15 protein-coding genes are annotated in these 18,485 nt (G+C 75.3%); 8 read left to right on the forward strand and 7 right to left on the reverse strand.

Going from position 1 to position 18,485, the window contains the following annotated elements:
• The first annotated feature begins 3 nt into the window (after positions 1–3).
• From paaZ to ACFPL3_RS37855, 3 genes are all read left to right on the forward strand, one after another.
• The gene (gene paaZ / locus ACFPL3_RS37845; protein WP_343944792.1) at positions 4–2,055 is read left to right on the forward strand and encodes a phenylacetic acid degradation bifunctional protein PaaZ; all 2,052 of its coding nucleotides are present in this window, start codon (positions 4–6) and stop codon (positions 2,053–2,055) included.
• Positions 2,056–2,117: 62 nt separating this feature from the next.
• Positions 2,118–3,380: a phenylacetate--CoA ligase PaaK gene (paaK, locus tag ACFPL3_RS37850; protein WP_379590610.1), complete on the forward strand. Its 1,263-nt coding sequence runs from the start codon at positions 2,118–2,120 to the stop codon at positions 3,378–3,380.
• Between the two features lie 357 nt (positions 3,381–3,737).
• Positions 3,738–4,832 (forward strand): NYN domain-containing protein, encoded by a 1,095-nt coding sequence (locus tag ACFPL3_RS37855; RefSeq protein ID WP_343944794.1) that lies wholly within the window; start codon positions 3,738–3,740, stop codon positions 4,830–4,832.
• Between the two features lie 4 nt (positions 4,833–4,836).
• Here ACFPL3_RS37855 and trxA read toward each other — a convergent pair whose 3' ends face one another.
• Entirely contained in the window at positions 4,837–5,226 is a 390-nt protein-coding gene (gene trxA / locus ACFPL3_RS37860; RefSeq protein WP_343944795.1) for a thioredoxin, read from the reverse strand.
• 49 nt (positions 5,227–5,275) lie between these two features.
• Positions 5,276–6,124 (reverse strand): class I SAM-dependent methyltransferase, encoded by an 849-nt coding sequence (locus ACFPL3_RS37865; RefSeq protein ID WP_343944796.1) that lies wholly within the window; start codon positions 6,122–6,124, stop codon positions 5,276–5,278.
• A 109-nt stretch (positions 6,125–6,233) separates the two neighbouring features.
• On the opposite strand from ACFPL3_RS37865, the gene ACFPL3_RS37870 reads away from it, so the two are divergent.
• Positions 6,234–7,778, forward strand: coding sequence for an FAD-dependent oxidoreductase (locus ACFPL3_RS37870; RefSeq protein ID WP_343944797.1), 1,545 nt, complete (start codon positions 6,234–6,236; stop codon positions 7,776–7,778).
• Between the two features lie 18 nt (positions 7,779–7,796).
• On the opposite strand, the gene ACFPL3_RS37875 is transcribed toward ACFPL3_RS37870, so the two are convergent.
• From ACFPL3_RS37875 to ACFPL3_RS37890, 4 genes are all read right to left on the reverse strand, one after another.
• A complete protein-coding gene (locus ACFPL3_RS37875; RefSeq protein WP_379590612.1) occupies positions 7,797–10,541 on the reverse strand; it encodes a helix-turn-helix transcriptional regulator in 2,745 nt (914 codons plus the stop codon).
• 34 nt (positions 10,542–10,575) lie between these two features.
• Positions 10,576–11,613, reverse strand: coding sequence for an arabinan endo-1,5-alpha-L-arabinosidase (locus tag ACFPL3_RS37880; RefSeq protein ID WP_343940953.1), 1,038 nt, complete (start codon positions 11,611–11,613; stop codon positions 10,576–10,578).
• A 186-nt stretch (positions 11,614–11,799) separates the two neighbouring features.
• Entirely contained in the window at positions 11,800–12,642 is an 843-nt protein-coding gene (locus ACFPL3_RS37885) for an isocitrate lyase/PEP mutase family protein (RefSeq protein ID WP_343940954.1), read from the reverse strand.
• Between the two features lie 55 nt (positions 12,643–12,697).
• Positions 12,698–13,279, reverse strand: coding sequence for a sigma-70 family RNA polymerase sigma factor (locus ACFPL3_RS37890; RefSeq protein ID WP_343940955.1), 582 nt, complete (start codon positions 13,277–13,279; stop codon positions 12,698–12,700).
• Between the two features lie 64 nt (positions 13,280–13,343).
• On the opposite strand from ACFPL3_RS37890, the gene ACFPL3_RS37895 reads away from it, so the two are divergent.
• The 4 genes from ACFPL3_RS37895 to ACFPL3_RS37910 all read left to right on the forward strand — a co-directional run bounded on the left by ACFPL3_RS37895 (position 13,344) and on the right by ACFPL3_RS37910 (position 16,638).
• Positions 13,344–14,117 (forward strand): zf-HC2 domain-containing protein, encoded by a 774-nt coding sequence (locus ACFPL3_RS37895; protein ID WP_343940956.1) that lies wholly within the window; start codon positions 13,344–13,346, stop codon positions 14,115–14,117.
• Positions 14,118–14,174: 57 nt separating this feature from the next.
• Positions 14,175–14,681: a MauE/DoxX family redox-associated membrane protein gene (locus ACFPL3_RS37900; protein ID WP_343940957.1), complete on the forward strand. Its 507-nt coding sequence runs from the start codon at positions 14,175–14,177 to the stop codon at positions 14,679–14,681.
• Positions 14,681–15,346, forward strand: coding sequence for a thioredoxin domain-containing protein (locus ACFPL3_RS37905; RefSeq protein ID WP_343940958.1), 666 nt, complete (start codon positions 14,681–14,683; stop codon positions 15,344–15,346). The genes ACFPL3_RS37900 and ACFPL3_RS37905 overlap by 1 nt, the downstream gene beginning before the upstream one ends.
• Before the next feature lie 65 nt (positions 15,347–15,411).
• On the forward strand, positions 15,412–16,638 hold the full coding sequence (locus ACFPL3_RS37910; protein WP_343941088.1) for an MFS transporter: 1,227 nt from the start codon (positions 15,412–15,414) through the stop codon (positions 16,636–16,638).
• On the opposite strand, the gene ACFPL3_RS37915 is transcribed toward ACFPL3_RS37910, so the two are convergent.
• Positions 16,614–18,260: a choline dehydrogenase gene (locus tag ACFPL3_RS37915; protein ID WP_343940959.1), complete on the reverse strand. Its 1,647-nt coding sequence runs from the start codon at positions 18,258–18,260 to the stop codon at positions 16,614–16,616. The genes ACFPL3_RS37910 and ACFPL3_RS37915 overlap by 25 nt on opposite strands.
• Between the last annotated feature and the right edge of the window lie 225 nt (positions 18,261–18,485).

Here is an 18,485-nt window from a genome sequence, read left to right on the forward strand (position 1 = left end):
CCGATGGCGCCCGTCCTGCGCAGCTACGTGAGCGGTGACTGGCACCGCCCCACCGAGGAGGGCCGGCCGCTGCACGACGCGGTGACCGGTGCGGAGATCGCCCGGATCTCCTCGGCCGGTGTCGACTTCGCCGCCGCGCTCGACCACGGCCGCCGCGTCGGCGGCCCCGCGCTGCGCGAGCTCACCTTCCACCAGCGCGCCGCCCTGCTGAAAGCCCTCGGTCAGCACCTGCGCGAGCACCGCGAGCACCTCTACGCCGTCTCCGCTCAGACCGGCGCCACTCTCGGCGACTCGAAGTTCGACGTCGACGGCGGCATCGGCGTGCTGCTCGCCTTCGCCTCGAAGGGCCGCCGCGAGCTGCCCAACGACACGTTCTACGTCGAGGGCGGCGTCGAGCCGCTCGGCCGCGGCGGCACGTTCGTCGGCCAGCACGTCTGCACGCCGTTGCACGGGGTGGCGGTGCAGATCAACGCGTTCAACTTCCCGGTGTGGGGGCCCCTGGAGAAGCTCGCGCCCGCGTTCCTCGCCGGGGTGCCCTCGCTGATCAAGCCGGCCAGCCCCACCGCCTTCCTCACCGCGGCGCTCGTGGAGCTGATCGTCGAGTCCGGGTTGCTGCCCGAGGGCTCGCTGCAGTTCGTGGCCGGCAGCACCGGCGACCTGCTCGACCACCTCACCGAGCAGGACCTCGTCTCGTTCACCGGCTCGGCGTCCACCGCCGCCACCCTGCGCACGCACCCCGCGGTCGTGCGCCACGCGGTGCGGTTCACCGCCGAGGCCGACTCGCTCAACCTCTCCGTGCTCGGCCCCGACGCCGCCCCGGGCACGCCGGAGTTCGACCTGTACGTGAAGGGCCTCGTCGCCGAGATGACGGTCAAGGCGGGCCAGAAGTGCACGGCGATCCGGCGGGCGTTCGTGCCGGAGCAGCACGTCGACGCCGTGGTCGAGGCCGTCTCCGCGCGCCTGGCGCGCACGACGATCGGCAACCCGGCGAGCGAGGGCGTGCGGATGGGGGCGCTCGCGAGCCTGGAGCAGCGCGAGGAGGTGCGCCGCGGCGTCAAGGCGCTGGCCGACGCCGGGCGGATCGTGTTCGGTGACCCCGAGAAGGTCGAGGTGGTCGACGCCGACCCTGAGCGCGGCGCGTTCGTCTCGCCGATCCTGCTGGTCGGCGACCCCGAGCGGGCCGAGCCGCACGAGGTGGAGGCGTTCGGCCCGGTGTCCACCGTGCTCCCCTACGCGAGCACCGCGCAGCTGGTGGACTACGCCGCGCGCGGCCGGGGCAGCCTCGCCGGCTCCGTCGTCACCGCCGATCCGGCGTTCGCGCGCGACGTGGTGCTCGGCGTGGCCCCGTGGCACGGGCGGCTGCTCGTGCTGAACGAGGCGGACGCGAAGGAGTCCACCGGGCACGGATCGCCGCTCCCGGCGCTGGTGCACGGCGGCCCCGGCCGCGCGGGCGGCGGCGAGGAGATGGGCGGCATCCGCGGCGTGCTGCACCACATGCAGCGCACGGCGGTGCAGGCCGACCCGGACACCCTGACCGCGATCACCGGCCGCTGGGTGCCGGGCTCGCGGCGCACGGTCACCGACGTCCACCCGTTCCGCAAGCACCTGGAGGAGCTGCGCCCCGGCGACACGATCGTCGCGGGGCCGCGCCGGGTCACCCAGTCCGACGTCGAGCACTTCGCGGAGTTCACCGGCGACACCTTCTACGCCCACATGGACGCCGAGGCGGCCGCGGCCAACCCGCTCTTCGGCGAGCGCGTGGCCCACGGCTACCTCGTGGTGTCGCTCGCAGCGGGCCTGTTCGTCGACCCCGACCCGGGCCCCGTGCTGGCCAACTTCGGCGTCGACGACCTGCGCTTCCTCACGCCGGTGAAGTTCGGCGACGAGCTGACCGTCACGCTCACCTGCAAGCAGCTCACACCGCGGGACACGGCGGGGTACGGCGAGGTCCGCTGGGACGCCGACGTCACGCGCCAGGACGGGGAGTCGGTGGCGCGCTACGACGTGCTGACGCTGGTGGCCGAGAAGCCGGCGGAGAAGGAGGGGCAGCGGTGACGACGACCCAACGGCGGCTCGGCGAGGCACCACCCGCCGACCTGCTGGACCCGACCGAGCGGATGTCGATCGACGAGCTGCGGGCGCTGCAGCTGGAGCGGCTGCGCTGGACGCTCCGGCACGCGTACGACAACGTGCCGTTCTACCGGGCGAGCTTCGACGCGGCCGGCGTGCACCCCGACGACTGCAAGGAGCTCGCCGACCTCGCGAAGTTCCCCACCACCTCCAAGGCAGACCTGCGCGACAACTACCCGTTCGGCATGTTCGCGGTGCCGCAGGAGCAGGTGCGTCGCATCCACGCCTCGTCGGGCACCACGGGCAAGCCGACGGTGGTGGGCTACACCGAACGCGACATCCGCACCTGGTCCACCCTCATGGCCCGCTCGATCCGGGCGGCGGGCGGCCGACCCGGCCACAAGGTGCACGTCGCCTACGGGTACGGCCTGTTCACCGGCGGCCTGGGCGCGCACTACGGCGCGGAGGAGCTGGGGGCCACGGTCATCCCGGTGTCGGGGGGCATGACCCCGCGGCAGGTCCAGCTGATCCAGGACTTCCGCCCCGAGATCATCATGGTCACCCCGTCGTACATGCTCACGATCATCGACGAGTTCGAGAAGCAGGGCATCGACCCGGCCTCCTCGTCGTTGCGGGTCGGGATCTTCGGCGCCGAGCCGTGGACCGAGCAGATGCGCGGCGAGATCGAGAACCGCACGGGCATGCACGCCGTGGACATCTACGGGCTGTCGGAGGTGATGGGTCCCGGCGTCTCGCAGGAGTGCGTCGAGACCAAGGACGGGCTGCACGTCTGGGAGGACGCCTTCTACCCCGAGGTCATCGACCCGATCGACGGCACGCCGCTGGCCGAGGGCGAGGAGGGCGAGCTCCTGTTCACCTCGCTCACCAAGGAGGCGCTGCCGATCATCCGCTACCGCACCCGCGACCTCACCCGGCTGCTGCCGGGCACCGCGCGCCCGGCCATGCGCCGGATGCAGAAGATCACCGGCCGCAGCGACGACATGATCATCCTGCGGGGCGTGAACGTGTTCCCCACCCAGATCGAGGAGGTCGTCCTGCGCACCGCGGGCCTCGCCCCGCACTTCCAGCTCGTGCTCACCACGGAGGGGCGGCTCGACGCGATGACCGTGCGGGTGGAGGCGCGGCCCGATTGCCCGCCCGACCGGCGCACGGCGGCGGCGCAGGAGCTGGTCACAACCGTCAAGGACACGGTCGGGGTGAGCGTGCACTGCGAGGTCGTCGACCCGGAGACCCTCGAGCGGTCGGTGGGCAAGCTCCAGCGCCTGAAGGACCAGCGCCACCGGGAGTGACCTGGAGAGCCGAATCCTGCGCCCCGGGGTCGTCGAAACCTCCGGCTCCACCCCTCCGGGGGAAGCCAGCCTCCTGGTGGCGTCGCGCGCCGGCGGGGCAGGCACTGGCCTGCCCGCGAAGCCTGCCCGTAGGGGCCGCAGAGGCTCGCAGGTCCAGGGGCGCGAAGCAATCGCGGAGCGACGCCGGAGGCGCCCTTGACCTGGGAGGGGCGGCCCCGCACGATGCGCGGCGCCACCAGGAGGGGCTGGCCGCCCGAAAGCCGCACGACCGGGGGAACCCGGACGCGCTCACCGCGGGCGACCGTGCGGGCACGCTGCTCTAGGCTGCCTCTCCACCGCACCCCCGGAGCCGCCACCGTGATCAACGACGACGAGCGCATCGCCTTGTTCCTCGACTACGAGAACCTGGCGATCGGGGCGCGCGACGGGCTCGGCGTGGCGCCGTTCGACTTCGGGCCGGTGGCCGACGCGCTCGCCGAGCGCGGGCGCGTGGTCGCGCGGCGGGCCTACGCGGACTGGTCGTCCTTCGACGAGGACCGCAGGTTGCTGGCCAGGGCGCAGGTGGAGCTCATCGAGATCCCGCAGCGCGTCGGCGGCTCCCGCAAGAACGCGGCGGACATCAAGATGGCGGTCGACGCGATCGAGATGGCGTTCGCGCGCGGGTTCATCACCACGTTCGCGATCTGCACGGGCGACTCCGACTTCACCCCGCTGGTGCACAAGCTGCGCGAGCTCGACAAACGGGTGATCGGGATCGGTGTGCAGTCCTCGACGTCGGCGCTCCTGCCGCCTGCCTGCGACGAGTTCCTGTTCTACGACCGGCTGCCCGGGGTGGAGCCGGGACAGCCGGCCCGCCGCGGCCGCAGCCGGTCACGCCCGCAGGTGGTGCTGGACGTGGCGCCCGCCGAGCCGGCCCCGCAGCCCGTGGAGCAGCCGCCGCCTGCCGAGCAGGCGACGCAGGCGGAGGACGGGGACGCCGCGCAGCTCATCACCAGCACCCTCGCCGGGCTGCAGCGTCACGCCGACGGCCCGGTGCTCGCATCCCGCCTCAAGCGGGCGGTGCTGCGCAAGGACCCGACGTTCGACGAGGCCGAGCTGGGGTTCCGGGGCTTCGGTGAGCTCCTGCGGCACCTGGAGAGCCAACACGTCCTCGAGCTGCGCGCCGGGTCGGCGCAGGGCGACCCGGAGGTCACCTTCCCCGAGGACGGCACGGAGGTCGACGACGCGTTCGCGCTGCTCGTCGACGTGGTGCGGCAGTTGCAGGCGCCCGGGTCACCGCCGCCGCTCTCCGGGCTGAAGGACCAGCTGCGCAAGCGGCAGCCGGACTTCAGCGAGAAGCGCTACGGCTTCAACACGTTCCTGTCCTTCGCGAAGGCCGCCCGCGCCCGCGGCCTGATCGACATGACGTGGGACGTGGCGTCGAGCGAGTACCTGCTGCGCGTGCCCGACTGAGGGGTCAGGCCTGCTGCTGTCCCTGCTGCTGGGCCGCCTCCTGCTGGGCGACCTCGCGGCGCACGGCGTCCATGTCGACGGCGCGCACCTGCCCGATGAGGTCCTCGAGGGCCGCGGCGGGCAGCGCGCCGGGCTGCGCGTAGAGCACGACGCCGTCGCGGACCGCCATCAGCGTGGGGATCGACGAGATGCCGAACGCCTGCGCGAGTTCGACCTGGGCCTCGGTGTCGACCTTGCCGAACGTGATGTCCTCATGGGCCTGCGACGCCTCTTCGAACACGGGCGCGAACTGCTTGCACGGGCCGCACCAGGACGCCCAGAAGTCGACGAGCACGGTGCCATCCGCGCCGACGACGTCGTTGAAGTTCTCGGTGGTCAACTCGATCGTGGCCATGGGTGGTCCAACGACTCCCCTCCCCGGCGTGTTCCCGGTGCCCGCCCGATCACGACTCCGTGGTGGCCGTCACCAGCCAGGCCGCGGAGTCAAGCTCGACCCCGCGGGACGTGTGGTGGGCCGCCAGCATCGCGTGCAGGTCGGCGAGGGCGCGGGCGCGGGTGGACGGGTCGAGTTCGGCGACCATCCAGCGCAGCAACCCGGCGACGAACGCGTGGGCGGTGTCGGGGTCGGGGCCGAAGTTCAGGGGTTCGCGCACGTCCGCGATCTCGACGCGGGTGTAGCCCGCGCCGCCCAGCAGGTCTCGGATGCGGACCGGGTCGGCGAGGCCGAACGGGCCGGGTGCGCCCTCGGGCGGGGCCGGCAGGTCCCGGCCGGCGGCCAGCGCGTGGGTGATCTCGGCCAGCCACGGGTTGTGCGCGAGCCCCTGCCAGACCAGCAGCACGGCCCGCCCGCCGGGCCGCGTGGCGCGGGCCAGGTTGGCGAACGCGGCCTGCGGGTCGCCGAAGAACATCGCGCCCGTGCGGCTGAGCACGATGTCGAACTCGCCCGTGCGGAACGGGTGCACCTGGGCGTCGCCCTGCACGTAGCGGACGTTCGCGCCGCCTGCCCGCTGGGCGACCTCGATCATGGCCCCGGACAGGTCGATGCCGGTGGCGGAGCCGGGCTCCGCCCGCCGGGCGGCCTCCCGCGTGGTGGCGCCGGTGCCGCACCCGACGTCCAGGACGTGGTCGCCGGGGCGGATCGCCGCCGCCGCGAACAGCGGGGGGTCGTACCCGGCCACTGCGCGTTCGAACGCGCCGGCGTGAGCGGCCCAGTACTCGCCCTCGGCGCCGTCCCACGCCTGCGCCTGCGCGGCGTTCGCGGGGTCGACGGTGCCCGTCATGGTGGAAGTCATACACCGGATCGTGCGCGGATGGGCACGACCTGCGGATCCGTATCGGTCACGGAGAAGTCGGTAGCCGCTACGGATCCCGCGGCCGGCGCCGACGCGCACGCTCGCCACCATGCGGAGAACCACCACCACCGACGTGCTCGTCGTCGGCGCCGGGCCGGCCGGGCTCGCCACCGCGCTCACCGCGCTGCGCCACGGCGCCCGCGTCCTCGTCGTCGAGCGGCGGACCGGCACCTCCACCGTGCCGCGCGCCACCGGCGTGAGCACGCGCACGATGGAGCTCTTCCGGTTCTGGGGCGTCGACCTCGCGGTCCGCGCGGGCGGTGTCGACTGCGACCCGCGCGTGGCCGTCACGCACACGCTCGCCGCCGCACCGGACGAGCTCGTGCCGTTCACCTACCCGTCGATCCGGGAGTCGCTGGCCGTGAGCCCCGCCTACCCGGCCGTATGCGCGCAGGACCACATCGAGCCCGTGCTCGCCGCGGAGATCCGCAGGCTCGGGGGCGAGATCCGCTTCGGCACCACCCTGACCGGTCTGGACACCGCGCCCGACGGGGTGCGGGCCGCGCTCGGCCCCGCGGGCGCGGTGCGGGCGCGGTACGTGGTGGGCGCCGACGGCCCGCGCAGCGCCGTGCGCGCCGCGGTGGGGATCGGCTGGGAGCACCTCGGCTCGCTCGGCGAGTTCGTCAACGTGCTCTTCCGCCCCGATCTCGGCGCCCTGCTCGGCAGGCGGCTGCCGGGGATCGTCTTCGTGAAGCACCCCGACGCCGAGTGCGTGCTGGTGCCGGTCGGGGCGGGCCGCTGGACCGCGACGCGGCGGTGGGATCCGGTGCGCGGGGAGAGCGCTGCTGACTACACGCCCGCCCGCTGGACCGCGCTGCTGCGCACCGCCACGGGGATCTCCGGGCTGGAGCCCGAGTTCCTCGCGTCCGGAGCCTTCACGATGGCCGCGGACGTCGCGACGACCGTGCGGGCCGGCCCGGCCTTCGTGGTGGGTGACGCCGCGCACCGGATGACGCCGATGGGCGGGATCGGCATGAACACCGCGATCCACGACGGGCACGAGCTGGGGTGGCGGCTGGCGTGGGCCGTGCGCGGCATCGCCGGCGAGGCGTTGGTCGACAGCTACGCGGCCGAACGCGGGCCGCTCGGCCGGGCGCTCGCCGCCCGCTCGCTGCTCGAGGAGCGCCGGCCCGACGACGGCCTGCCCACCGACCTGGGCCGCACCTACCGCTCCCCCGTGATCGCCGACGACGGCGCGGCGCCCGCGCGGGGGCACGTCCGCACGGCCCGGCCCGGCGAGCGCGCCCCGCACGTCTGGGTGCGCCGGCACGGGCGGCGGGTGAGCGTGCTCGACCTGTTCGAGGACCGGATGACCGTGCTGACCGGCCCGGCGGGCGCGGGCTGGACAGGGGCGACGCGCGGCCGTGGTCACGTGCCGCTGCAGGTGCTCGTGGCCGGGCGCGACCTGCCCGACCCGCGCGGCGCCCTGCGCACGGCGTACCGGCTGGGCCCGGACTCGGCCGTGCTGGTGCGCCCCGACGGGGTCGTGGCCTGGCGCCACGACGGGCGCTGCGCCGATCCCGGCCCGGCACTGGCACGCGCGGTGGACGCGGCACTGGGCAGGCGCGTCCCGGAGGCCGCCCGGGTCGCGTGAGCCCGGGCCGGGTCACGGTCAGGCCCATCTCCGCAGGTCCCGGCGGCTCGCCGCGCCGGTCTTCGCGAGCAGGTTCGCGACGTGGGTCTCCACGGTGCGCCGCGAGAGCACGAGCCGCTGCGCCACCTCGGCGTTGGTCAGGCCCCGCGCGACGAGCGCGAGCACCTCGGCTTCCCGGCCGGTGACGCCGAGCGCGGCGAGCGGCGGCGGCACGACGGAGCCGCCGCGGCGGCGGGTGGTGGGTGCCCCGGCGCGGCGGAGCAGGTCGCGGCACGCCCGTTCGAGGTGGGCGTCGCCCGCCTGGTGGTGGGCGTCCAGGTCGGCACGGAGCCCGGCGACGGGGTCGCCCCAGCCCTCGGCGGCCGCGCACTCCCACACCACCAGGCGCAGCAGCCGTCGCCACCACGGCCTGCGGGCCAGGGCGGCGTCGGCGGCGTCCAGGTGGGCGGCCGCGTCCGCCGGGCGCCCGGCCCGCCCGGCCGCCACGGCGTCGGCGTAGCGCAGGCTCGCCCGGATCGGGCGCGACAGCCCGCCCGCCACGGCGGCGAGCTGGGCGCGGGCCTCGGCGACGCGGTCGTCGGCCGCGGTGCGCAGGAGCAGCCACAGCCCGATCGGGCTGAGCAGCACGATCCCCCGGTCGCGCTTCACCAGCGGCACGGTGGGGTCCATCTCCGCGACCGCGCGCCGCAGGTCGTGCTCCAGCAACGGCGCCATCGCCGTGGTGAATCCCCGGAACGGGTTGGCGCCCGACTCCCCGTCGCCCGCGGCCGCGAGTGCCGCGGCGGCCCCGGCCGCGTCACCGCCCGCCGCCCGGTAGGCCGCCACCTGCACGAGCGCCTGCGCCCGCAGCTGGGGCAGCCGGAGCCGGTCGGCGGCGTCCGCGGCGCGGCGAGCCAGCTCCTCCGCCGGGCCCGGACCGCGGGTGTGCAGGGCGTGGTCGGACGCGATGAGCTCGATCGCGGCGAGCTGGGCCAGCATCCCGGCGTCGGTGGCGAGCTCCCGGGCACGGCGCAGCGTCGGGATCTCGTCGTCGTCCAGCACCTCGAGCATCCCGGTGCCGAAGAGCGCGGTGACGCGCCACGGGGTGAGGCCGTGCTCCGCGGCCACCTGCGCGGCCCGGCGGTAGGCTGCACCGGCCGCCGCGAGGTCGGTCTGCCACCGGGTCCGCGCGGCCGCCCCCAGCGCCTCGCAGAGCACGGCCGGTGCACCGGAGCGCTCCGCCACCACCACCGCCTCTTCCGCGAGCGCGGCGGCCTCGTCGGTGCGTCCGGCGCCGAACGCGGCGTCGGCGCGCAGCACGGTGGAGCGCGGATCGTCCGGTCGTCCCGCCCGCTCCACGTACTCCTCGGCGGTGCTCCACCGCGCCGCGGTCACGGCCGTGCGGGCGAGCCGCAGGCACACCTCGGCGTGGGCGTCGCCGGTGAGGGCGTCGACGTGCGCGGCGCCGAGCGCGAGCGCCTCGTCGGCGCGCCCGGCGAGCGTCAGCACGCTCACCCGCTCGCCGACGATCTCGGCGGCGGTCCCGGGCCCCGGTGCGGCGGCCGCGGCGCGGGCCAGCAGCGCGTCCGCCGAGTGCAGCGCACCCCGGTCGGCCGCGCGCCGGGCCAGCCGCAGCAGTACGGCGGCCGCGTCGCGCGGGCGGCCCGCGTCGACGTAGAGCTGCGCGGCCATCGGCTCGTCGTCGGGCCCGGCGCGCGCGGCCAGCACGTCCGCGGCCCGGGCGGAGAGCGCGGCACGTTCCGGGGGCAGCAGGGTTGCGAGCACGGCGTCACGGGCGAGGGCGTGCGGCCACCGCAGGCCTGCGCCGTCCGCCCGGACCACCAGCCCGACGTCGACGGCCCGGCGCAGCGCGCCGACGACACCCGGCTCCCCCACCCCGCTGACCTGGGCGAGCAGCTGCCAGTCCGGGTCGGGGCCGAGCACGGCGGCGGCGTGCAGCACGGTGCGACCGGCCTCGTCGAGGGCGGCGAGCCGCCCGTCGACCAGCGCCGCGAGGGAGGGCGGCACCTCCCGGTCGCTCCCGGCGAGCAGCTCCTCGGCGAGGAACGGCAGGCCGTCCGAGCGCTCGTAGAGGTGCCGGACCTCCTCCGGGGGCAACGGCCGCCCGCCGCGGCAGGCCGCCGCGAGGGCGCCGACGTCGGCCTCCCCCAACCGGTGCAGGCGCACCGTGGTGGCCCCGGGCAGCGCGCGCAGCCGTGCGGCCACCGCCGCACCCGCCGCCTCGTCGCGGCACGACACGGCCACGAGCACGGGGCGGTCCGCGACGGCCGCCGCGAGGTAGCCGACGATGGCGAGCGTGTCCTCGTCGGCCCAGTGCAGATCCTCGAGCCGCAGCAGGCACCCGGTGGACGCCAGCTCGCCCGCGACGCGCAGCACGCCCTCCCCGAGCACGACGGCGGGGTCGGCGGTGGGCACCCCGTCCGGTGCGCCCGCACCCCCGGTGACGAGGGCGTCGAGGGCCGGCAGGTAGGGCCGGACGGCGGCGGACGCCCGCACGCCGGGCGCGTCGAGCCTGCGGACCACCGCCTCGGCGATAGCCCGGTAGCTGCCCCCGCCCTGCACCGCCCGGCCGGCGAGCACGGGCAACCCGGCCTCGGCCGCGGCGGACGCGGCCGCGTCGAGCAGCCGGGTCTTGCCCACGCCGGCCTCGCCGAGCACGACCAGCGCGCCCCCGCGCCCGGCCGCGGCGGCGGCCACCAGCCGGCGCACGAGCGCCAGTTCGCCCGCCCGGCCCACGACCACCGGGCAGCGCTGCACCGACATCACGCCATCAGTACAGCGCTTCCGCCGCCTGAGGTCAGGCCTTGCTCTTCTGCAGCTCCGGCCAGCCCTCGTCGTCCCACACCAGCGTCTGGATGGCCAGCTTGGGCGCGCCGCCGTCCGACTTGTCGTAGTAGTGGTAGGCGATCACGTCGTCGGACGCGGACTGCCCGCCCGGCCCGACGCGGTCGCCCTCGTCCACGAGCACCGTGGTCCCGCCGCCCTCGAGCAGCTTGCGGCCCTCCCGGTCGACGTAGGGCCCGGTGACCTTCTTCGAGCGCCCGACCATGATCTTGTAGTCGCTGTCGACGCCCTGGCAGCACTGCCCCCACGAGGTGAACAGGTAGTAGTAGCCGTCGTTCTTCACGATGTAGGCCGCCTCGATGGCGTTGGGCGCCGCCTTGCGGTCCGCGATGTGCAGCGGCTCCTTGTCGGGGTCGGCGAGCTTGCCGGACGGCCAGTCCAGCTTCACCATCCTGATCCCGCTCCAGTAGGAGCCGAACGCCATCCACGGCGTGCCCGACCCGTCCTCGACGATGCCCGGGTCGATCGCGTTGTAGTCGTCGTCGGGCTCGGAGCGGATGACCTCACCGCGGTCGACCCACTCGTAGGCCGGGTCGGCCGGGTCGAGCGTCTCGTTGGTGGCCAGCCCGATCACCGAGCCGTTCTTCCCCCAGGTGGAGGCCGCGTAGTACAGGTAGTACATGCCGTTGGCCTCGTAGACCTCCGGGGCCCAGAGGTTCTTCACCCCGGGCACCGCCTCGGTGATCCACTCCGGGATCTCGTCCCAGACCGTGCCCTCGTAGGTCCAGTCGTGCCCGTCCGCCGACGAGCGGATCTGGATGTTGCCCCCGCCCTTGCCCGGCTCGCCGGTGCCGAACACGTACCAGTCGTCGCCCCCGCCGCCCGCGACCAGCCCCGGGTCGTGCGCCGCGAGGTCACCGCTGAGCCGCCACGGCTCCTCCGCCTGCGCGGGTGCGGGGGCCGCCGACGCGGCGGGTGGTGCCACGACCCCGGACAGCCCGGCCAGTGCAGCGAGGACGGTGAGGAACGGCGCGAGTCGCACGGGCGTCATCCGTTCTGCGCGAGGGACAGGGCACCCGCGACGACCCCGCTGAGCAAGATCGTCGTGAGGCGGCGGTCAGCCTATGCGGGAACCGGCCATTCACAACGACCTGACACTCGGAGAATCACTCAATCGTGATTTGCATCACTCGACCGCGCCGAGCGGCGGACTTGCTATAGCGATTTCTACCAGTTTCTAGTGGAGGCGGAATGCTTTTGTCATCACCTCGCGACCCTCCCGGGCCAACTCGAGGAATTCGCCGGCGCCGTGGTCCTTCCACTCGCGCGCGGCGCGCACGAGCGCCCCCATCGCTGCGGCGTGGAACGAACCGCCCACGGAGATGCGGGCCACCCCGGCCTCCGCCAGCTCCTCGAGCGGCGCCATCCCCGGCACGAGGAGCACGTTCACCGGCCGGTCGACCGACGACACCACGCTGCGGATGTCGCCGAGCTCCACCAGCCCGGGCGCGTACAGCACCTCGGCACCGGCCTCCTGGTAGGCCTGCAGCCGCTCGATCGTGTCGCCGAGGTCGGGGTTGCCGCGGATGAAGTTCTCCGCCCGCGCCGTCAGCACCAGCCCCCGGCCCAGCTGCGCAGCCTCCGCCGCGGCCTCGACCCGCTCGACGGCCAGCCCGATGTCGTGGATCTCCGGTTCGGCCCCCACGCTGTAGTCCTCGATCGAGCACCCGGCCAGCCCGATCTCCACAGCCTCCGCCACCGTGCTCGCCACCTCGCCGGGGTCGTCGCCCCACCCGTCCTCGAGATCGGCCGACACCGGGACGTCCACGCACAGCGCCACCGCCGCCGCGTGCTCCAGCGTGCTCGTGGCGCCCGCCGCGCCGTCGACCAGACCGGCGGTGGCCGCGAACCCGCTGCTCGTGGTGGCGAGCGCCGCGAAACCCAGCGTGGCCAGCACCTTCGCCGACCCCTCGTCCCACGGGTTGGGCATCAGCAACGGCTCGCCGGGCACGTGCAGGGCCCGGAAGCGCGCGGTCATGTCGGTGCCGGTCAGATCACTGCTGGTCAGCCTGGTCGCCACCGGGCGACCGTACCGAGGGACACCGACGTCCGGACCATCGGTTGCATCAGGCGCGTCAGCGGGCCTGGCGCCGCCCACCGTCGGCCGGGGTGTCGCCGAGGGCCCGCACCAGGTCCTCGCGGGCGCGGGCCACGCGCGACCGGATCGTGCCCACCGGGCACCCGCACACCTCGGCCGCCTCCGCGTAGCTCAGGTCGAGCACCTGGGTGAGCACGAACGCCTCGTGCCGGTCGGGGTGCAGCGCGGCCACCAGCTGCCCGAGCAGCACCGCCTCCTCGCCCGCGCGGCGCACCGCGCCGGTGCGCTCGGTCAGCGCCACCGCGTCCCAGTCGCCCACCGCGGTGGTGCGGGGCCGACGGCCCGCCGCGCGCACGGCGTCAGCGGCCACGCGCCGGGCGATCGACAGCAGCCAGGTGCGCGCCGACGCCGCGGCCTCGAACCGGGGCAGGGAGCCGACAGCCCGCAGGTACGTCTCCTGCGCGAGGTCCTCCGCCTGCCCGGGATCGGCGAGGTGCGAAACGAACCGCAGCACGTCGCGCTGCGTGGCCCGGACGAACGCCGCGAGCGCCGCGCGGTCGCCCCGGCCCGCCGCGAGCGCCCACCCGGTGACCTGCTCGTCGTCCGGTCGCTCGGCCATGGCGCTCACAGTAGCCAGGGGCGGGCGCGGGAACCGCGGGGGCGGTCGTTGCGACCATAGACACATGCGCTGCGAGGACTGCCGGGATGCGATTTCGGCGCGGCTGGACGGGGAGGACCCCGGGGTGTCGGGCGCCGACGCCGGGGCGGTCGACCGGCACCTCGAGGGGTGCGCCGCCTGCCGCACCTTCGCCGACCGGGCGGCGCACGTCACCCGGCTCACCCGGCTGCGGCCGGCCGAGGACCTCCCCGACGTCCTGCCGGGGCTCCTGGACGCGCTCGACGCGGGCGAGTCCCGCGCCGAACCGGCCGATCCGCCCCGGCGCACCTGGCGCGCGCTCGCCCGCGAGACCGTCCGCGCCGCCCTCGCGGTGCTCGCGGTCGGTCAGCTGGCACTGGCGCTGAGCGGGATCGTCGCCGCGGCCGGAGCCGGCCCGGGGCACCTGGCGGGCGCCAGCATCGCGCACTTCTCCCACGAGAGCGCGGCCTGGAACCTCGCGCTCGGGGTGGCGTTCGCCTTCGCCGCCGCCGGGGCCCGCCGCCGGGCGGCCGGCCTGGTGCCGGTGATCGGGGCGTTCGTGGCGCTGCTCGTGGCCCTCAGTGCCATGGACCTGCTCGCCGGGCACGTCGAGGTGGGCCGGCTCGCCGGGCACCTGCCCGTGGTCGCGGGCCTCGTCCTGCTGCTGCTGCACAGCAGGTTCGGCCACGACGGCGGCGGCCGGGCCGAGGACCAGCCGCCCGGGTTCGGCGCCCGCTCCGAGGACCGCGCGTTCGGCAGCGACGGCGTGCGCCGCGACGGGCTCGCGGGCGGGGCCACGGCACACCACCGGGCGGCCTGACCGGGCTCCCCGCGATCGCGGGAACCGGGGGCGGCGCGCGAGCGACCACTCGGGGTGATGCCTCTCGTCACCACGTCCCGCCCCGCGGCCCTGCTCCCCTGGCTCGGCACCGCCGGGCGGCTCCTGCTCGGCGGGGTCTGGCTCGCCGCGGGCGCGTCCAAGATCACCGATCTGGACGCGTCCGTGCGCGCCGTCCGCGCCTACCGCCTCCTGCCCGAGACGGCCGCGCAGGTCGTCGGGGCCGGGTTGCCGCTGGTGGAGCTGCTCCTGGGCGTGCTGCTCGTCGCCGGAGCCGGGGTCAGGGCCGCCGCGGTGGTCTCCGCGGTGCTCATGCTCGGGTTCGTCGTCGGGATCGCGTCCGCCTGGGCGCGCGGGCTGCGGATCGACTGCGGCTGCTTCGGGTCCGGCGGCGAGCTCGCCGCGGGGCAGGACCCCACGTACGGGATCGAGCTCGCCCGCGACGCCGCGCTGCTCGTGCTCGCCCTCCTCCTCGCCCGGTGGCCCACCGGGCGGTTCTCCCTCGACGGCCTGACGGCCCGCCACGTCACCAAGGAGCCCTCCTGATGCCTCGCCGCCCCACCCCCGCCGTCCGGCGCGGCGGCCCGTCGACCCTCACGGTCGCCGCGGTCGTCGTGCTGGTGCTGTTCGCCGGTGCCGTCGGGTTCGGCGTCTACCGCGCCGGGGCGCGCGACGGTGCGCTGCCCGCGGGGGCCACCGCCGAGGGCGTCACGGTGGGCGATCCCGGCGCGCCGGCCACGATCGACCTCTACCTGGACTTCCAGTGCCCGGCGTGCGCGCAGTACGAGCAGCGCACGGCCGCCACCATCGACCAGCTCGTGGCGTCCGGGCAGGCCGAGGTCGTCTACCACCCGGTGGCGTACCTGAACCGCTTCTCCAGCACGCGGTACTCCAGCCGCTCGTCCGCGGCCGCGGGCTGCGCCGCCGACGCGGGGGTGCTCCCCCGCTTCGCGCAGCTGCTCTACGCCCACCAGCCGCCCGAGGGCGGCTCCGGCCTGCCGGACGATCAGCTCGTCGCGCTCGGCACGCAGGCGGGCGCAGGTGCCGACTTCGGCGCCTGCGTACAGGACGGCCGGTACGCCGACTGGTCCCGGTCGGTCACCGACGCGGCTTCGCAGGCCGGGGTCAACGCGACGCCCACCGTGATCGTGAACGGACGCGAGGTGGATCACACCGCCGAGGCGCTCCGCACCGCCGTCACGACCGGCTGAGCCGCCTCCCCGGCCGTATCCTCGCGTTCGACAGCCGGTCGGGGGGAGGCGATGGCGGGGTGGCGATGACGCCGGGCAACCTCGTCGAGCCGTCGCAGCGGGTGTCGGTGGGCTGGGTCGTCCGGTTCTCGCTCGCCTGGATCGGGCTGTACGCCGGGCTCTTCGGGCCGCTGCAGGTGCTGCTGCCCCAGCAGGTCGAGGCGCTCGCGCCCGCCGACAAGGAGGCCACGCTCGCCCTCGTGCTCGCGGCGGGCGCGGTGTGCACGCTCGTGGCCAACCCGCTGTTCGGGGCGCTGTCGGACCGCACCCGCTCGCGGTTCGGGCGCCGCAGGCCCTGGATCGCGGTCGGCTTCGGGGCGGGCGCCGTCGCGATCGCGCTGCTCGCCGCGGCGCCGGCCGTGCCGTTCGTCGTGCTCGGGTGGTGCGCGGTGCAGGTCCTGCTGAACGCCCCGCTCGCGGCGCTCAGCGCCGCCGTGCCCGACGAGGTGCCCGCCGCGCAGCGCGGCACGGCCGCGGGGTACCTCGGCCTCGCGTTCATCGTCGGGGTCGGCACCGGCACCGGGCTCGCGGTGCTCGGCGGCAGCACCGAGGTCGGGTACGTCCTGTGCGCGCTCGCCGCCCTGGGGTTCAGCCTGCCCTTCGTGCTGGTGGGGCCACCCGACCGGCACCCGGCCGCCCCCGCCCGCGGGTGGGGCGAGTTCCTGCGCGGGTTCTGGATCAACCCGGTGCGCCACCCCGACTTCGGCTGGGGCTTCCTCACCCGGTTCCTCGTGAACCTGGGCAACGCGGTCGTGCTGCTCTACCTGTTCTTCTTCCTCGACGACGTGGTGGGGCTGGCCGACCCGGCCGCGGGCGTGCTCGCGCTCACCGCGATCTACTCGGCGGCGATGCTCGGCTCGGTCGTCGTCGCCGGCACCTGCTCGGACCGGCTCGGGCGGCGCCGCGTGTTCGTCACCGGCGGCGCGCTGGTGATGGCCGGTGCCGCCGTGCTGATCTCCGTGTGGCCGACGTGGCCGGGCGCGATCGCGGCCGCCGTGGCGCTCGGCATCGGCTTCGGCACCTACAGCGCCGTCGACTTCGCCCTGCTCACCCAGCTGCTCCCCACGGCGGACGACCGCGGCAAGGACCTCGGCGTGCTCAACGTCGCCAGCTCGCTGCCCCAGGTCCTCGCCCCGGCGATCGCGGCACCGGTGGTCACCGCGGTGGGCGGGTACTCGGCGCTCTACCTGGTGGCGGCCGCCGTCGAGACCGCGGGCGCGGTGCTGGTCTACCGGATCCGCTCGGTGCGCTGATCGGGCGGCAGCGGGGTGTTGCCCAGGATCAGGTCGGCGGCCTTCTCCGCGATCATCATCGTCGGCGCGTAGGTGTTGGCGTTGGTGATCGAAGGCATCGCCGACGCGTCGACCACCCGCAGCCCGTCCAGGCCGCGCACGCGCATCGTGGCCGGGTCCAGCACCGCACCGTCGTCGGTGCCCATCCGGGCGCTGCAGGACAGGTGCAGGCCGGTGCGCCCGGTGCGCGCCACCCACTCCATCACCTCGTCGTCGGTGCGCACGGCGGTGCCGGGCAGCCACTCCGAGCCGCCCAGTGCCGCCATGGCGGGCTGCCCCAGCACCTCGCGGGCCAGCCGCACGGCGTCGATCCAGCGGGGCCGGTCGTCGGCGCCGGTGAGGTAGTTGAGCTGCAGCACCGGGTGGGCCGACGGGTCCGGCGACACGATCTTGACGCTCCCCCGGGCCTCCGAGCGCACCACCTCGACGTGCAGCTGGTAGCCGTGCTGGTCGACGGGGAACGACGCCTCCTCGCTCTGCAGCAGCAGCGGGGCGAGCACGAAGAAGACGTCCGGGTGGCCGCCCGCCACCGAGCTGCGGACGAACCCGCCCGCCTGCATGGGGTTCCAGGTGCCGGGGCCGGTGCCGCGCACCAGCGCCTGCGCGATGATCCCCGGCCAGCGGGCCTTGTTGCGCACCGCGGCCAGCGACACCGGCGCGATGCCGCTGTGCTGGACGTGCACGGCCAGGTGGTCCTGCAGGGACTCGCCGACCCCCGGCAGGTGGTGCACGACCGGGACGCCCAGCGCCTCCAGCTCCGTCTTGTTGCCGACACCGGACAGCTGCAGCAGCTGCGGCGAGCCGACCGCGCCCGCGGCGAGGACGATCTCGCGAGCCCGCGCCACCACCGGCTCGCCCCGCCCGCGCCGGTACCGGACGCCGACCGCCCGCGTGCCGTCGAACGCGATCCCGGCGACGTGCACCCGGGTGTGCACCTCGAGGTTGCGCCGCCGCCGCACCGGGTGCAGGTAGGCGCGGGCGGCGTTCTCGCGGCGACCGCCCCGCACCCCCTGGTCGAACGGGCCGAAGCCCTCCTGCCGGGCCCCGTTGAGATCGGGCAGAACCTGGTGGCCCGCCTGTTCCGCAGCCGCGAAGAACGCCTGGAAGATGGGGTTGTCCGCCGGGGAACGCATCAGGGTGTGCGGGCCACCGCGGCCGCGGGTGTCGTCGATCTCGCCGATGCAGTTCTCGAGCCTGCGGAAGTAGGGCAGGCAGTGCGCGTAATTCCACGTGTCCGTGCCGGTCTCCACCGCCCACCGGTCGAAGTCGGCCGGGTTGCCCCGGGTGTAGAGCATCCCGTTGATGCTGCTCGAACCGCCGAGCACCTTCCCCCGTGGGTGCTCGAGGCGCCGTGACCGCAGCCCGGGCTCCGGAGCGCCGGTGTAGCGCCAGTCGTGCCACCTGCTCCCGACCGGGACGCCCATGGCGAGCGGCAGCTGAACCGCCAGGTCCCAGGCGTGGTCGGGCTTGCCCGCCTCGAGAACCAGGACCCGCGTGGCGGGGTCGGCGGACAGCCGGTTGGCGAGGATGCAACCCGCCGTCCCACCGCCCACGACGACGAAGTCGTAGATCGCGTCAACCACGGATGCGTCAACCCCCAGAGGACACAACGGGATCATGAATGGCCCGCGGGTCCGCCGGGATCACGCGAGGCGGCGCAACAGTACTGCCGCTGCCCGAACCGTTCGTGCGAAAGCAGCTGGATCAGTGCGCGGCGGGCACTTCCCCGGACGCCGTGCCGCGGACGAAGAACGCGCCGGCGATCGCGGCCAGCGACAACGACGCCGCCACCAGGAACGCGCTGTGGA

It is taken from the genome of Pseudonocardia zijingensis, assembly GCF_042657305.1.
Lineage (GTDB): Bacteria > Actinomycetota > Actinomycetes > Mycobacteriales > Pseudonocardiaceae > Pseudonocardia > Pseudonocardia zijingensis.

Excerpts from the sequence above, each read along its gene's own strand:
- ACFPL3_RS37870 (WP_343944797.1), top strand. The coding sequence starts at position 6,234 with ATGCGGAGAACCACCACCACCGACGTGCTCGTCGTCGGCGCCGGGCCG.
- ACFPL3_RS37880 (WP_343940953.1), bottom strand. The coding sequence starts at position 11,613 with ATGACGCCCGTGCGACTCGCGCCGTTCCTCACCGTCCTCGCTGCACTG.
- paaZ (WP_343944792.1), top strand. The coding sequence starts at position 4 with ATGGCGCCCGTCCTGCGCAGCTACGTGAGCGGTGACTGGCACCGCCCC.
- ACFPL3_RS37900 (WP_343940957.1), top strand. The coding sequence starts at position 14,175 with ATGCCTCTCGTCACCACGTCCCGCCCCGCGGCCCTGCTCCCCTGGCTC.
- ACFPL3_RS37865 (WP_343944796.1), bottom strand. The coding sequence starts at position 6,124 with ATGACTTCCACCATGACGGGCACCGTCGACCCCGCGAACGCCGCGCAG.
- ACFPL3_RS37910 (WP_343941088.1), top strand. The coding sequence starts at position 15,412 with ATGACGCCGGGCAACCTCGTCGAGCCGTCGCAGCGGGTGTCGGTGGGC.
- ACFPL3_RS37905 (WP_343940958.1), top strand. The coding sequence starts at position 14,681 with ATGCCTCGCCGCCCCACCCCCGCCGTCCGGCGCGGCGGCCCGTCGACC.
- ACFPL3_RS37895 (WP_343940956.1), top strand. The coding sequence starts at position 13,344 with ATGCGCTGCGAGGACTGCCGGGATGCGATTTCGGCGCGGCTGGACGGG.
- ACFPL3_RS37875 (WP_379590612.1), bottom strand. The coding sequence starts at position 10,541 with ATGTCGGTGCAGCGCTGCCCGGTGGTCGTGGGCCGGGCGGGCGAACTG.
- paaK (WP_379590610.1), top strand. The coding sequence starts at position 2,118 with ATGTCGATCGACGAGCTGCGGGCGCTGCAGCTGGAGCGGCTGCGCTGG.
- ACFPL3_RS37890 (WP_343940955.1), bottom strand. The coding sequence starts at position 13,279 with ATGGCCGAGCGACCGGACGACGAGCAGGTCACCGGGTGGGCGCTCGCG.
- trxA (WP_343944795.1), bottom strand. The coding sequence starts at position 5,226 with ATGGCCACGATCGAGTTGACCACCGAGAACTTCAACGACGTCGTCGGC.